The sequence below is a fragment of the Shewanella sp. SM55 genome (assembly GCF_025654025.1).
GTDB lineage: Bacteria > Pseudomonadota > Gammaproteobacteria > Enterobacterales > Shewanellaceae > Shewanella > Shewanella oncorhynchi.
The window spans coordinates 91,491-106,315 of the sequence record NZ_JAKKRS010000018.1 but is presented as its reverse complement, the minus strand read 5'-3'; the positions used below and the strand labels follow the sequence as shown (position 1 = coordinate 106,315).

The 14,825-nt window shown below is 43.0% G+C and carries 14 protein-coding genes; 9 read left to right on the top strand and 5 right to left on the bottom strand.

What is annotated here, in order from left to right; genetic code table 11:
• Positions 1 to 182: 182 nt before the first annotated feature.
• The 5 genes from L5L91_RS19645 to mioC all read right to left on the bottom strand — a co-directional run bounded on the left by L5L91_RS19645 (position 183) and on the right by mioC (position 5,440).
• Entirely contained in the window at positions 183 to 1,061 is an 879-nt protein-coding gene (locus tag L5L91_RS19645) for a ParB/RepB/Spo0J family partition protein (protein WP_263164825.1), read from the bottom strand.
• 9 nt (positions 1,062 to 1,070) lie between these two features.
• Positions 1,071 to 1,859, bottom strand: a complete 789-nt coding sequence (locus L5L91_RS19640; protein WP_105250796.1) for a ParA family protein — start codon at positions 1,857 to 1,859, stop codon at positions 1,071 to 1,073.
• Positions 1,860 to 1,932: 73 nt separating this feature from the next.
• Positions 1,933 to 2,553, bottom strand: coding sequence for a 16S rRNA (guanine(527)-N(7))-methyltransferase RsmG (gene rsmG / locus L5L91_RS19635; protein ID WP_131524521.1), 621 nt, complete (start codon positions 2,551 to 2,553; stop codon positions 1,933 to 1,935).
• Between the two features lie 117 nt (positions 2,554 to 2,670).
• On the bottom strand, positions 2,671 to 4,560 hold the full coding sequence (gene mnmG, locus L5L91_RS19630) for a tRNA uridine-5-carboxymethylaminomethyl(34) synthesis enzyme MnmG (protein ID WP_263142889.1): 1,890 nt from the start codon (positions 4,558 to 4,560) through the stop codon (positions 2,671 to 2,673).
• Positions 4,561 to 4,999: 439 nt separating this feature from the next.
• The gene (mioC, locus tag L5L91_RS19625) at positions 5,000 to 5,440 is read right to left on the bottom strand and encodes an FMN-binding protein MioC (protein WP_105250799.1); all 441 of its coding nucleotides are present in this window, start codon (positions 5,438 to 5,440) and stop codon (positions 5,000 to 5,002) included.
• A gap of 250 nt (positions 5,441 to 5,690) precedes the next feature.
• Here mioC and L5L91_RS19620 point away from each other — a divergent pair, with 250 nt between their 5' ends.
• The 9 genes from L5L91_RS19620 (at position 5,691) to L5L91_RS19580 (ending at position 14,820) form a co-directional block, all read left to right on the top strand.
• The gene (locus L5L91_RS19620; protein WP_263237470.1) at positions 5,691 to 7,244 is read left to right on the top strand and encodes an oligopeptide:H+ symporter; all 1,554 of its coding nucleotides are present in this window, start codon (positions 5,691 to 5,693) and stop codon (positions 7,242 to 7,244) included.
• Positions 7,245 to 7,632: 388 nt separating this feature from the next.
• The gene (locus tag L5L91_RS19615) at positions 7,633 to 8,475 is read left to right on the top strand and encodes a hypothetical protein (RefSeq protein ID WP_263237469.1); all 843 of its coding nucleotides are present in this window, start codon (positions 7,633 to 7,635) and stop codon (positions 8,473 to 8,475) included.
• On the top strand, positions 8,472 to 8,903 hold the full coding sequence (locus tag L5L91_RS19610) for a hypothetical protein (protein WP_263237468.1): 432 nt from the start codon (positions 8,472 to 8,474) through the stop codon (positions 8,901 to 8,903). Before L5L91_RS19615 ends, L5L91_RS19610 begins: the two co-directional genes overlap by 4 nt.
• 125 nt (positions 8,904 to 9,028) lie before the next feature.
• Positions 9,029 to 9,478 carry a hypothetical protein gene (locus L5L91_RS19605; protein ID WP_263237466.1) on the top strand — a complete coding sequence of 150 codons (450 nt, stop codon included), beginning with the start codon at positions 9,029 to 9,031 and terminating at the stop codon, positions 9,476 to 9,478.
• 133 nt (positions 9,479 to 9,611) lie between these two features.
• On the top strand, positions 9,612 to 10,238 hold the full coding sequence (locus tag L5L91_RS19600; RefSeq protein WP_259484064.1) for a recombinase family protein: 627 nt from the start codon (positions 9,612 to 9,614) through the stop codon (positions 10,236 to 10,238).
• 255 nt (positions 10,239 to 10,493) lie between these two features.
• The gene (locus tag L5L91_RS19595) at positions 10,494 to 10,715 is read left to right on the top strand and encodes a helix-turn-helix domain-containing protein (RefSeq protein ID WP_115164826.1); all 222 of its coding nucleotides are present in this window, start codon (positions 10,494 to 10,496) and stop codon (positions 10,713 to 10,715) included.
• A gap of 3 nt (positions 10,716 to 10,718) precedes the next feature.
• On the top strand, positions 10,719 to 12,218 hold the full coding sequence (locus L5L91_RS19590; protein WP_248952847.1) for a class I SAM-dependent DNA methyltransferase: 1,500 nt from the start codon (positions 10,719 to 10,721) through the stop codon (positions 12,216 to 12,218).
• Complete coding sequence (locus L5L91_RS19585) at positions 12,215 to 13,717, top strand: class I SAM-dependent DNA methyltransferase (protein ID WP_248952846.1); 1,503 nt, start codon at positions 12,215 to 12,217, stop codon at positions 13,715 to 13,717. Before L5L91_RS19590 ends, L5L91_RS19585 begins: the two co-directional genes overlap by 4 nt.
• Positions 13,714 to 14,820 (top strand): restriction endonuclease subunit S, encoded by a 1,107-nt coding sequence (locus tag L5L91_RS19580; RefSeq protein WP_263237463.1) that lies wholly within the window; start codon positions 13,714 to 13,716, stop codon positions 14,818 to 14,820. Before L5L91_RS19585 ends, L5L91_RS19580 begins: the two co-directional genes overlap by 4 nt.
• The last annotated feature ends 5 nt before the right edge of the window (positions 14,821 to 14,825 follow it).

Genomic DNA, 14,825 nt, shown 5'->3' with positions numbered 1-14,825 from the left:
GACAAATACCCGTATTTATGTCGATGCACAAAAAGCTTGCGAAAGTATACCTTTTCACGCCTTCATTGCAACTTTGAGATAAGGAAAAACAACACTTTTAACGTGATCTCGCGCCAAACGAGTTAAAATGTAAGATTAGCATCTGTCACAAATTTACATTAAAAACTGTTAATCTACAGACATTAATGAATTTTACTAAGAATTCCGTCTAATTCAGCCAGATTCTGATAGTTAATTACAATTTTACCCGTGCCCTTACTGCTATGAGCGATCGAAACCTTGGCACCTAATCTTTCAATTAACTGCTGCTCTAAACGACAAACATCTTGATCTTTAGTCGTAGTTTCGGCTTGTTTAGGCGGATTTAAGGTTTGATTAATTAATCGTTCAGTTTCGCGAACGGTTAATTCCTTAGCGGCCACTAATCTCGCAAGATTTGTTTGTTCTTCTCCCTCAATTGCCAACAAAGCGCGAGCATGACCCATATCAATGTCGCCATACTCGAGTAGACGCTTAACTGGCTCATTTAAGCCGTTTAAACGTAACAAGTTAGATACACTCGCTCTGGATTTTCCCACAACATCGGCAACCTGTTGGTGAGTCAGTTCAAACTCTTGCATTAAACGTTGCAATGCAATGGCTTCTTCCATGGCATTTAAGTCTTCACGCTGGATGTTTTCAATCAAAGCAATAGCAACAGCGGCTTCATCAGCTACTTGCTTTACAATGCAGGGGATTTTATTCAAGCCAGCAAGTTGCGCAGCACGCCAACGACGTTCACCCGCAATGATCTCATACATGTTATTCGTCACTTGTCTCACAACGATAGGCTGAATAATGCCTTGATTGCGGATAGAGTGTGCCAGTTCTTCCAACGCTTCGGGGGACATGTCTTTACGAGGTTGATACTTACCTGGCTGTAATAAGTCTAAATCGAGATGGATAAGCTCTTCTTTTTTATCGATAACATCAGCTTCGTCAGTGTGTTTTTTACTGGCGGCATGACTGTTACTCAGTAGGGCATCTAACCCTTTGCCTAATCCTCTTTTTTTCAACGTCATGGTGATCCTTTACGCTTGCTTAGCCTGAGTTTGTTGTTCTGAACGACGGATCATTTCACCCGCAAGCGCTAGATACGCCTTAGCGCCAGCACTCGATTTATCGTAATACATAGCAGGCGCTCCAAAACTTGGTGCTTCTGCTAGTCTCACATTACGTGGGATAACGGTACGATAGACTTTGTCACCAAAATGTTGTTTTAGCTGATCGGACACATCATTAGACAAACGATTACGCGGATCATACATAGTACGTAAAATGCCTTCGATGCCAAGTCCAGGATTAACCATAGCAGCAAGCTTAGTGATGGTATCAATCAGCGCTGTTAAGCCTTCGAGGGCGTAATATTCACACTGCATAGGCACGAGTACAGAGTCGGCCGCTGACATAGCGTTTACGGTCAACATGTTCAATGAAGGAGGGCAGTCGATAAAGATATAATCGTATTGATCTTTGATCGGTGCGAGCGCGTTACGCAAACGGATCTCTCGGGCAAAAAACTCCATCAATTTGATTTCTGCCGCAGTGACATCGCCATTACTGGCGATCAAATCATACTTACCCGCAGTGTTTTTAATGACGATCTCGTCGAAGGATTTTTCTTCAACCAATAATTCATAGGCTGTATTAGCTACGTCATACTTATCGACACCGCTCCCCATGGTGGCATTACCTTGAGGATCGAGATCGATCAATAATACTTTACGTTTTGTTGCTGCTAACGAAGCGGCGAGGTTAACGCAAGTAGTTGTTTTTCCTACGCCACCTTTCTGGTTAGCCACGGCAATCACTTTACCCACAATATCACCCTGTATGTAAATGCTGGTTTATTGCCCTTGCTTATAAATGATTTATTTATCACTTTTAAGCCTGTTATTCTTTGATTATCTTCAATAAATGTCTTTTTTCATCGAGTTTAGGCACCTTAAGCTCGATAACTTCTTTCACCACAAATCCACTTGGAATATGTTGCATCTCTTCATCATTCAACTGGCCTTTAAGTGCATAAAACTGTCCATGTTCGGCGGGGAGATGATGGCACCAAGTCAGCATATCTTGGATTGAGGCAAATGCACGACTTAATACACCGTCGAATTTATCCTCCGGTTGATACGCTTCTACACGGCTTTCAACTGAACTGATGTTATGTATGCCTAATTCAAAGGACACTTGTTTTTGAAAACGAATACGTTTACCTAAGCTGTCCAATAACACAAATTGTTTATCGGGATTCATAATGGCTAACGGGATCCCTGGTAAACCTGGTCCAGTGCCTACATCGATAAAACGTTCACCTTGCAGATGTTTTGAAACCACTAAACTGTCCATGATATGACGGATCAGCATAGCTTCGGGATCTCTCACCGATGTCAGGTTATAGGCTTTATTCCATTTGTTGAGCATACCAACAAAATCAATTAGTTGTTTTTTCTGCTCGACGGTTGCGGGCAAATTAATTTCGGCTAAATAAGCCTCTAACTGGGCAGATAACACTGAGCAACCTCAACAAAGATACGATTATGAACGCGAAGGCTATTATGAAGCCCGAAAACGATGAAGGGAAGCCTGAATGCTTCCCTTCTATGACCTAAGCAGCGATTAAGCTAGCTTTTACGCACTCTTACGTAATAAGCCACGCTTTTTGAGGTGAACCAACAAAATTGAAATAGCCGCAGGCGTAATACCAGAGATCCGTGAGGCTTGGCCTATGGTTTCTGGTTTATGGTTATTTAACTTAGCAATCACCTCGTTCGATAAGCCCGGTACTTCTTTGTAATCGAGCGTCAAAGGTAAACCAGTGTTCTCATTACGCACAGCTTTGTTGATCTCTTCCTGCTGACGTTGAATATAACCAGAATATTTAACTTGGATCTGAACTTGCTCAGCCGCCTGTGGATCTTCAAGCCCAGGACCAAAACCTTCGATCTGCATCAACTTGCTGTAATCCATTTCTGGACGACGCAGTAATTCTTCAAATGATGCTTCGCGAGAGATCGGCGTATTCAAGTGTGGATTTAACGCATGGATCAAAGGTGAATTTGGATGCACCCATTGGGCGCGCAAACGTTGTAACTCAAGTTCGATCGATTCTAACTTCTCACTAAATGCCGCCCAGCGAGTATCGTCAACTAAACCTAATTCGCGACCTTTTGCCGTTAAGCGAATATCAGCATTATCTTCACGGAGTAACAAACGGTATTCGGCACGGCTAGTAAACATGCGATATGGTTCTTTGGTACCCAGAGTTGATAAATCGTCAACTAGTACTCCAAGATATGCTTCGTCACGGCGTGGACACCAGGCTTCTTTGCCTTGTACTTGCAGTGAGGCATTCATGCCTGCTAATAAACCTTGAGCACCAGCTTCTTCATAACCTGTAGTGCCGTTTATTTGGCCTGCGAAGAATAAACCGTTGATCGCTTTGGTTTCTAATGAGTTTTTCAGATCTCTCGGATCGAAATAATCATATTCGATCGCATAACCTGGACGCATGATTTCTGCGTTTTCCATGCCTTTGATCGAACGTACTAAATTCAACTGTACATCAAAAGGTAAGCTAGTAGAGATCCCGTTAGGATAGATCTCATTGGTATTTAAACCTTCTGGTTCGATGAAGATCTGATGCGAAGATTTATCCGCAAAGCGGTGGATCTTGTCTTCAATCGATGGACAATAACGTGGACCAATACCTTCGATGACGCCTGAATACATAGGGCTTCTGTCTAAACCACCACGAATAATTTCATGGGTTTTTTCATTTGTGTGAGTGATCCAGCAAGATATTTGTTTTGGATGATGACTGACATCCCCCATAAATGACATGACAGGTAACGGAGAATCGCCTTTCTGTTCAGCCATTAGAGAAAAATCGATCGTGTTTGCATCGATACGTGGCGGTGTACCTGTTTTTAAACGTCCGACTCGGATCGGTAATTCACGTAATCGATTTGCTAAAGCAATCGCTGGTGGATCGCCTGCACGACCACCGCTGTAGTTTTCTAAGCCTATATGAATTTTGCCGCTTAAGAATGTACCTGTTGTTAATACAACAGCTGGAGATTCAAAAGCTAAACCCATTTGGGTAACTACACCAACTACTTGATGATTTTCAACAATTAAGTCATCTACGGCTTGTTGGAAAATACGTAAGTTAGGTTGGTTTTGTAATATATTTTGGATTTTTTGACGATACAGTGCACGGTCAGCTTGTGCTCGTGTTGCTCGTACTGCTGGGCCTTTACTTGAATTTAAGGTTCTAAATTGGATCCCTGCATAATCGGTTGCGATTGCCATTGCACCACCTAAGGCGTCAATTTCTTTCACTAAATGGCCTTTGCCTATGCCACCGATCGCTGGATTACATGACATTTGTCCTAACGTATCGATATTGTGCGTTAGTAATAATGTTTTTGATCCCATTCTTGCTGCTGCCAACGCGGCTTCAGTTCCGGCATGACCACCACCAACAACAATAACATCAAACCGTTCATGAAAATGCATGCCACTACCTTCAATTGCTAAGAGACTCAGTACGAGCCGAGCATTTTAGCATTTGCTTCGTCTTAGGTGAATGATCATTTTACGCTGTTCGATCGAGATGATCCGGACTAATAGATCTTAAGATCTTTATATAGATCTTCTTATTATGTTTACTATTAGGATCGCGTTTTTCTGTGCATAACCCAAATTCATTATATAAATCATTAATTAGCGCGATCTTGATCCTGTGATCTGATCGCGATCTAATGTCATTAAACATGGGGATAGATCGCCTACTTATCCACAAGGCGGATCATTAAGCAGATCGGACTGTGAATAGTACAGAGGTTGATCAGATCTAAATAATAGCTTATCCACATGTTTATACTTTAAATAAGTAAATTGTGGATAAATAGGATCTAAACTGTACATAGATCGGGACCTTATCCAATAAGCGATCTTAAATGTCCTGTTGCCATTGTGCTAACCATGCAAGGGCTGGGTCTTCCGGCACAGGATCAAGCTGTACATCGATCTGGATCTTATCCACAAAGGCTTTTGCATCGCAGTCTTGAATGGCCGAAATTAATTTTTCTGGGCCTTGGCAAAAGGTATCGTAACTTGAGTCACCAATTGCACATAAGGCAAAGTTTACTTGGCTGAGATCCGGTTTTTGCTCGGTAATTTCGTTGAAAAAAGGCTGAATATTATCTGGAAGATCACCTGCTCCATGAGTTGATGACACGATAATCCACAGTGCATGGGTGTCTATTTCGCACAATGTTGGGGTTAAATGAACTTGAACTTGGTGTCCTTGCTCCGTTAATTGGGCCATCATTTCGTCGGCAACATACTCTGCACTGCCCAATGTTGTACCAACGATTACTTCAATCTTTGCCATTATGATTTCTCAGTGTGTTGTTGTTTTTAAAACTAATTTTAATTAAATAGATAGCTGAATGGCTATTATTATGTTCATCATAAAGGAAATGTGGATAGGACCACAGAAGCAATATGTGATTTTTGCAGTTTTTGCATCCTTTATATAAGGTTGGCTTCGCTTACATGTTACCTTTAGCTTCTTGATACATAATTAATATATTTAAAAAGTTAATTTCATTTAAAATCAAATAATTATAATAGGATGATCCATGACAACACCCGTAAATGCGCCCCAGTGGCCACGGCAAATTCCTTACATCATAGCCAGTGAAGCTTGTGAACGTTTTAGCTTTTACGGTATGCGGAATATTCTTACCCCATTCTTGATGACAGCACTTTTGTTGTCTATTCCAGAAGAACTGCGCGGAACTATGGCTAAGGATGTGTTCCATTCCTTTGTCATTGGAGTGTACTTTTTCCCGTTACTCGGTGGTTGGATTGCCGATCGTTTTTTCGGTAAATACAATACTATCTTATGGTTAAGTTTAATTTATTGTGTTGGTCATGCGTTTCTCGCTATTTTTGAACACAGTATTCAAGGGTTTTATACGGGATTATTTTTAATTGCGCTCGGATCGGGTGGGATTAAGCCCTTGGTTTCTTCCTTTATGGGTGATCAATTTGATCAAACCAATAAAACATTGGCGCAGAAAGCGTTTGATCTGTTTTATTTTACGATTAACTTTGGCTCCTTCTTCGCCTCGTTATCGATGCCATTACTATTGAAATATTATGGTGCTGCGGTCGCATTTGGGATCCCTGGTATCTTAATGTTTATTGCAACTGTGTTCTTCTGGTTAGGCCGCAAACGTTATGTACATATGCCACCTGAACCGAAAAATCCCCATGGTTTTTTACCCGTTATTCGTACCGCATTGCTCACTAAAATCGCTGGTCAAGCCAACATAGGTTTAGTGTTAGCTTTAGCTGGGATAATTTCTGCAGCGTATGCTTTAGTGAATATTCCAACCTTAGGTATCGTTGCTGGTTTGTGTTGTGCGTTAGTGCTAGTAATGGGATTTGTTGGCGCAGGGGCTTCATTGCAACTCGAACGCGCTAGGGGGATCCATCCGGATATCGCCGTTGATGGGGTGCGTTCGGTGCTACGGATCTTAATCTTATTTGCGTTAGTGACTCCCTTTTGGTCTTTGTTCGATCAGAAAGCGTCCACTTGGATACTGCAAGCCAATGACATGTCTAAACCGGAATGGTTTGAACCCGCCATGATGCAAGCTTTAAACCCATTATTAGTTATGTTATTGATCCCATTTAATAACTTTGTGTTATATCCGGCGATTGAGCGCATGGGGATAAAGTTAACTGCCTTGCGTAAAATGGGGGCTGGGATTGCCATCACGGGCGTGAGTTGGATAGTCGTTGGTAGCATTCAATTGGTGATGGATGGCGGCTCGGCATTATCAATATTTTGGCAGATTGTGCCCTATGCTTTGCTCACCTTTGGTGAAGTATTAGTCTCTGCCACTGGGCTAGAGTTTGCTTATAGCCAAGCGCCTAAAGCCATGAAAGGCACTATCATGAGTTTTTGGACCTTATCGGTGACCGTCGGTAACTTATGGGTGTTACTGGCGAACGTCAGTGTGAAAAGTCCGGTAGTGACGGAACAAATTGCCCAGACGGGGATCAGTATTACCGCATTTCAGATGTTTTTCTTTGCTGGTTTTGCCATCTTGGCGGCATTGATGTTTGCGCTTTATGCAAGATCCTATCAAATGCAAGATCATTACCGCCACGTCGAATCATGAGTTAGTCGATGAGTGGAAATATTCGGTTGTAGATAAAAAATCAGCCCATATTGTATGGGCTGATTTATCTGGAAATAATATTAAGGTTAGTTATTTTCCGATACAGAAACTAAAAATGTAAAAACACTCAAAGTGTTAGAAAGCTATTGGCGCACATGTGGAGTGCAACTCATTTGTCGGGTTTTGTCATGGAAGTATCTATTCTAGGGGATTCTCAATATTTTTAAAGTGGGATATCTGGGAAAGTGGGAAAAGAATATAAACTGCTATTGTTACCCATTTTGAAGTTTGCACTATCAGTACAAACTATTGATTTTTAATAATTATTTATCAAAATAGCTTGCGTTTTTCTGCCTCCATGCGAATCTTTATAAAGCAGGAGGTAATCATGAAAAAATACCCATCTTTATCATTAATCGCTTTATGTGTGTCCTTGTCTGGTTGCGTAACCGGACCCCGTCATTATGCTCAAGATGAATCTCGGGCTTTAAATCTAGCGCTAGCCGGGGGCATCTACGATTTGGATTTGAGAGATTCCCATGATGGTACCCACTCTTATAGTAAGGGGATGTTGGTTCCATTGCTTGATCTCGCCAGGCTAACGACTTCATTTGATGATCCTCTTAGGCGTCTTTCTGGTACGCAGACGTTCGCGTTTAACGCTACCGATATAATGATGACACCAGACAATCCCTCGGCTAGACCAAGTCTAATGGGATGGATGCCCGCATCTGCTGCTACTTCAGAATCTCAGGCTTATGAGAAATACGTGCATCTTGTCGACCAGGCTATCCAGCATGTGGCCGATGATATGGCGTTGAATGTCACTAAACTGAGTAATGTAGAAACGCCGGAAATTGATGGTCATCCCATGATTCTTTGGTCTGTTGAAAGTGCTGAGCATGGATGCGGTATTGGTCAATGTGTGGTTGCTTACAACATTACGACTCCTTATCTCTGGAAGAGCCCGCTCTACATTAAAGATGGTGAATCAGAAAGCTATAACATCGCTGCTAATCACCTGAAGAACTATTCTCGCTTTGTTTTCCGCCAGTCAGGCGCAAAAGACTTTCCAGTTGATGAGTTTTATAGAGCCGTCAGTGCTGCATTGCCATCGTGGATGGTGATCTATTACCCACCAAACCATGTGGTTAAGAATGGCCAATCTCTCCCATATCCAGTGTTGTATGAGCAAGGGGAACAACTGCTGTTTAAGGAGCCTGCATTATGAAAAGTGAATATCAGGAGCTAGACAATATTGTTTTGGCGATGGATGAAGTCCAAACGGACCCAGTAATTCTTACCTACCTGATTAGCCATATATTGACGAGAAATTCGGTGTTTCATCAGCCTAGAGTGGGATGTGTCAAATGCAAGATCACGGGAGAACTAGTCTATCCCCATAGCTGGATAGAGCTTCCTGGCGGTTGGATTGTTGATCTCAGACTAAATCAGGCTTTCAACACGTTAGACCGCTATCCGCAGGGCATTTTCGAGCCATCATCCTACCGGAACCTTCAGTATTTCGGTATGCCCCTTACCGTGCCTGAATATGAACCATCTGAACTCGATGAAATGACTGATTTTATGTTTTCCAAGTTATTCAGTGTGCAAGGACTGGATATTCGAGTGAGCGGAGGTTGTGATGACTGCATTTGAGTGGGGAATGCTTGGGCTATTCCTATTTTTTAGTTTGGTCACCTTCTGGTGTCTTTACAGCTATAGAGCCAACCAGAAATTGTCATGTCAAGGCAAAACTCAAGCCGAAGAGTGGAAGGGGAAACATGATTCAAAATCTCAAAAATGATTTAGTAAATATAATGTTGCTTGGTGTTCTGCTACTCGGATTGATGCTGGCTCAAGACTCTGGATGGGGATTATTGCTTGCAGGTTTGCCATTAGCTATTTGGTGTTTTAAAGCTTTCGCATTTATCCAACGCAGATGGTGGCTAGCCGTTCCTTTTTGGTGTGCACTGACTTATCTCTGTTGGCAAATGTCTTTGGCGCTTTGGATTGGATATATAGTGGTTGCATTTTTTAAATATCCAATTGATTTAAATAGTAATTATCCAATAAAGAATCGTAGAAAGGTGAAAAGTCGTAAGTACGATTCAGAGTTCTATGGTGATTACACCTCAATAGATATAGATAAACGTGGGCATTTAGGTACTGGTATTGGCATTCCTGATAGCTTTGATTACGACTACCGAAACCATATTGGGTTTAATGACTGATTTTTGGCCCTTAGCTGGTTCCTTTTGAGTACACATCAACGGAACTAGCCATCAGACTGGTTTTACAACTAACAGAACCACCTAAAGCAGACCAGAGATAAAGCACCACTTATAACAGACTGTGGAGATCAAGATGTTCATTCGAGCTTACCTTCGCGCATCAACCAAAGAACAAAATGCTGAACGGGCGCGAGAATCCCTTATCCAGTTTGCTGCTCAGCATGGCCAGCGAATCGCCGCTTTTTATATTGAGAATGTTTCTGGTGCAACGTTGCACCGACCTGAGTTGATGCGTTTGATTGCCGAGTCAGGCGAGGGTGACATTGTGCTAGTTGAACAGATCGACCGCCTGGCGCGGCTCAAGCAAAGTGATTGGGATACGTTGAAACAAAAGCTGGCCAGCAAACGCCTAGCTATTGTTTCACCGGAACTTCCCACCAGTTGGCTTGCTTTACAACAACATAGCGAAACTGACTTTACCGGCGCTATTTTACAGGCGGTTAATGCCATGATGTTGGATATGCTCGCCGCCGTTGCCCGCAAAGATTATGATGACCGGCGACGTCGTCAATCACAGGGGATTGCAAAAGCTAAATCCGATGGAAAATACAATGGACGTCAGCCAGACCTGAAACGGCATCAGCACATAGCTAGCCTATTGAATACTGGGCATAGCTATAGTGACATTCAGGATATGTTGGGGTGCTCTCGTCACTTGATTGCTACTATATCAAAGAATATCAGTAGTATAGAGCTGTAATTGAAAGACTTCCTGCCGTATCGTTTTGTCTTGATTACGGCAATTCAAAATCCTCACACTGATAATCTGTTCTCATTACCCTAAAAAATTACATTTCAACTCAAATAAGTTGAGAAAAATCATAATCGTGATAGGGTAAGCTGTAGTGACTACCCTAAGTTTTAATGGTTAAAAATCATACTTCAATCAATATGTTGTGATTGAACTTTTCAATGTAATAAAACGCAAATATGTGAATACTCTCGTGGAGAAAGCATGATCCGCTGTCACCTTGCCCGTTTAATGGGCGAACATAAAATGCGTATTAGCGATGTGATGCGAGAAACAGGCCTAAGCCGCACCACCATCACACTACTTTATAAGGAAACCGCGCTAAAAGTGGACCTAGACGCACTAGATAAGCTGTGTGATTTATTTAACTGCAACATACAAGAACTGCTAGAAAAATCGCCTGCGGAATCCGTAGGAAATGAGTAAACAATGACCCTAATTAACATCAAAGACCTCGAAGCACACCTTTGGCACGCAGCCCATATCATTACCGGGCCTATCGATGCTTCAGACTACAAAACCTATATTTTTCCGATCCTCTTTTTCAAACGTATCTGCGATGTGTACGACGAAGAATATCTCGAAGCAATGGAGCAAGTGGGTGACGCTGAGCTCGCCAAAGGCGATATGTTCCATCGCATCCAAATTCCTGAATATTGTCATTGGAGAGATGTATTTTCTGAGACCAAAGACATCGGCCAGACATTAAAAGATGCTTTTCGTGGTATCGAAATGGCTAATCCCAAACTACATGGAATCTTCGGTGATGCCAGTTGGACCAACAAAGAACGTTTATCTGATGAACTGCTTGCTACCTTGCTCAACCATTTCAACAAGGTAAATCTTGGTGTTGCGTCCGTTCGCAACGACGACATGGGCCGGGCATACGAATATCTGATTAAACGCTTTGCTGACAAGGCCAACAAAAAGGCGGGGGAGTTTTACACTCCTCGCACTATTGTTCGCTTGATGGTTAATATTCTTGATCCGCAAGCCGGTGAAGGCGTTTATGACCCTGCGTGTGGTACTGGTGGCATGCTGCTGGAAACCATCCACCACGTTAAAGAGAACGGCGGTGATCCACGCCTGCTAAAAATCAAAGGCCAGGAAAAGAATCTGACCACAGAAGCTATTGCTCGTATGAACCTCTTTCTGCACGGCCAGGAAGATTTTGACATTGTCCGTGGCGATACGCTGCGAGAACCTAAATTCCTCAAGCATGACCGTCTAGAAACCTTTGATTGTGTTATTGCCAACCCGCCATTTAGTTTGAAAGAGTGGGGATATGACAACTGGAGTGCTGACCCTTATGGCAGGGCTAAATATGGTTTAGCCCCAAAAACCAACGGCGATTTTGCTTGGGTGCAACATATGTTTGCATCTTTGAACGAGAGTGGTCGCATGGCGGTGGTATTGCCACACGGGGTGCTATTCCGTGGTGGTGCTGAAGGTAAAATTCGCGAGAATTTACTCAAAGAAAACCGAATTGTCGCTGTCATCGGCGTTGCTTCTAACCTGTTTTATGGCACCGGTATTCCGGCTTGTATTTTAGTGCTGCGCAAACAAAGGCCTTTAGCTCACCAAGATCACGTGCTGATCATCAATGCTGAAGAGATTTTTACCAAAGGCCGGGCACAAAATACCTTGTCAGAAACCCAAGCGGACGACATTTATGAGATTTATCGGCAGATGCGCACCAAAGGCCCTGAAGCTGATGACATCGAAGGTGTTGCGCGTTGGGTTCCCCATAGTGAAATTGAAGAAAACGACTTCAATTTAAATATTGCACGTTATGTACAAAAACCGCTTGAAGAAGAAACCATCACAGTGGAAGAGGCGCTAAAAGACTTCCAGCAAAAGCTGGTCGCATTAGAGCAAGCAGAGAATGAACTAGAGGCCCTGCTTATCCAAGAAGGGTTTGAGATATGAGCGCATTAAATAAGAAAAAATTAGAGGATTTACTCTGGGGCGCGGCCGAGCTATTACGCGGCCAAATCGACGCCTCAGACTACAAGCAGTACATCTTTCCGCTGCTATTTTATAAGCGCCTATCGGATGTGTATTTGGAAGAATACACCGAAGCATTGGAGATCCATGAAGGCGATTCTGAATACGCAGCTATGCCGATGTTCCACCGTTTTGATATTCCTAAAGAAGCCAGTTGGGAAAAGGTGCGCCACACCAGCAAGAACATTGGAGAGGCCATTCAAAACGCACTGCGTTTAATTGAAGCCAACAACCCGCGTTTACATGGCGTGTTTGGTGATGCCCAGTGGACCAATAAAGAGCGTCTACCTGATTATCTGCTATCTGATCTTATTGAGCATTTCAGTAAAATCCCGCTGGGGATTAAATCGGTTGCTCAGGATGATCTGGGTGAGGCCTACGAATACCTAATCAAAAAATTCGCCGACGATTCTGGCCACACCGCCGCCGAGTTTTATACCAACCGTACCGTCGTGCATTTAATGACACGCATTATGGGTTTAAAACCCGGTGAATCGGCTTACGACCCAACCTGCGGCACCGGCGGTATGCTGCTTAATGCGGTAATGGATCTCCGTTCTCAAGGTAAAGAGTGGCGTTCTGTACATTTACACGGTCAAGAGGTTAACCTGCTTACCTCCGCTATAGCCCGTATGAACATGTTCCTGCACGACATTGAAGAGTTCGATGTGCTGCGCGGCGATACCCTGGCTGAGCCTAAGTTTATTGAAAACGATCAGCTTAAGCAGTTTGATGTGATATTCGCTAACCCTCCATATTCGATTAAAAAGTGGAACCGCGATAAGTTTGCCGCCGACCCATACGGCCGCAACCTCTATGGCGTACCGCCGCAAGGCTGCGCCGACTATGCGTTTTACACCCACATCATCAAAAGTCTGAAACCTGACACTGGCCGCGCCGCTATGCTCTGGCCACATGGCGTGTTGTTTCGCGATTCTGAGCAAAGCATTCGTAAACAAGTGATTGAGTCGGACATTATCGAAGCGGTGATTGGCCTTGGGCCAAACCTGTTTTACAACTCGCCGATGGAATCCTGCGTGGTGGTGCTTAATTGCAATAAACCGTCTGAGCGCAAAAACAAGGTGTTGTTTATCAATGGCGTGGAACACGTTACCCGCGAGCGTGCCCACAGTCGCTTGTCTGATGAGGATTTGGCCGTACTGTGCGAGGCGTACTTTGAACCCAATAAGCAAAGCGATATTACCGCGTTGGTCGATATTGATACCCTTAAAGAGAACCTCTACAACCTATCGATACCTCTCTATGTGCAGGCACAAAATGATGGCGAAGTGCACAATATTGAACATGCCATCGAGGCATGGAAAGTTAGCCGTGTGCAATTGAAAAAACAGACCAATAAGTTATTCAAAAGCCTAAAAGAGCTTGGTTTTGAAGTTAACGGTGGAGAAGTGCAGCAATGAGTGATAAGCAAACCGTTAAATTTGGTGATATTTGCCGCGAAGTAAAACTCACCACCAAAGACCCAATAGCCGATGGCTATGAGCGTTACATTGGTTTAGAGCACTTGGATTTTGGCTCACTCAAAATAAAACGCTGGGGAATGATTGCCGAAGACAACCCAAGCTTTACCCGTGTGTTTAAAAAAGGGCATATCCTGTTTGGCAAACGCCGTCCTTACTTGAAAAAGGCTGCTATTGCTGAGTTTGATGGGATTTGTTCGGGTGACATTATAGTGTTAGAGGGCAAGGCTAGTAGTACCACTGAAAGGCTCCTTCCATTCTTGGTTCAATCAAACGATTTTTGGAATCATGCAATATCCACATCAAGTGGATCGTTATCCCCAAGAACAAAGTTTAAAGAATTACAAAAATTTGATGTTTTAGCTTTGGATAAAAAGGAAGCTCTTGTTGATATTTTTGAGAATTCAGAGTTTGCCTTGGGGTTAGCTATCGATGCTTTGGAAACTGCTGAGCGACTAATATATCGAATGCGTTCAGAGTTTTTTAGTGTAGAAGGAAGAAAAATAAGGCTATCTGATATTGCAGATGTGATTATGGGGCAGTCTCCAAAAGGAGCTAACTGCTTCGCAAATCCAAGTGATTCAATGTTGCCATTACTAAACGGGCCTACAGAGTTTGGAGAAGTGAGCCCTACTCCTGTTCAATACACGAATCAAATAACTCGTGAAGCTCCTATTGGGAGCGTGTTGTTTTGCGTTCGTGGAAGTACGACAGGGAGAATGAATATAGCGGATCAAAAATATTGTATTGGCCGTGGTCTAGCCGCTATTTCCTCGCGAAAGCCCTATATAAACCAGAGGTATATTTATCATATTTTAGAATACTTAAAAGATGCTATTTTTGAGCAAGCAAAAGGGGCCGGCTCTACGTTTCCCAATATTTCTGGAATTGATTTAAAAAAGTGGGAGCTGCCGGAGTTAACACCTGAGAAAGTTGCTAGGGTGACCGCCGTTTTGGAAAATCAAAACCAAACAATAATAGAGATTAAACAGCGGGTAAAAGCTATAAGAGCGGTGCAAAGTTGCTTGCTGAATATGGACTAACTTTT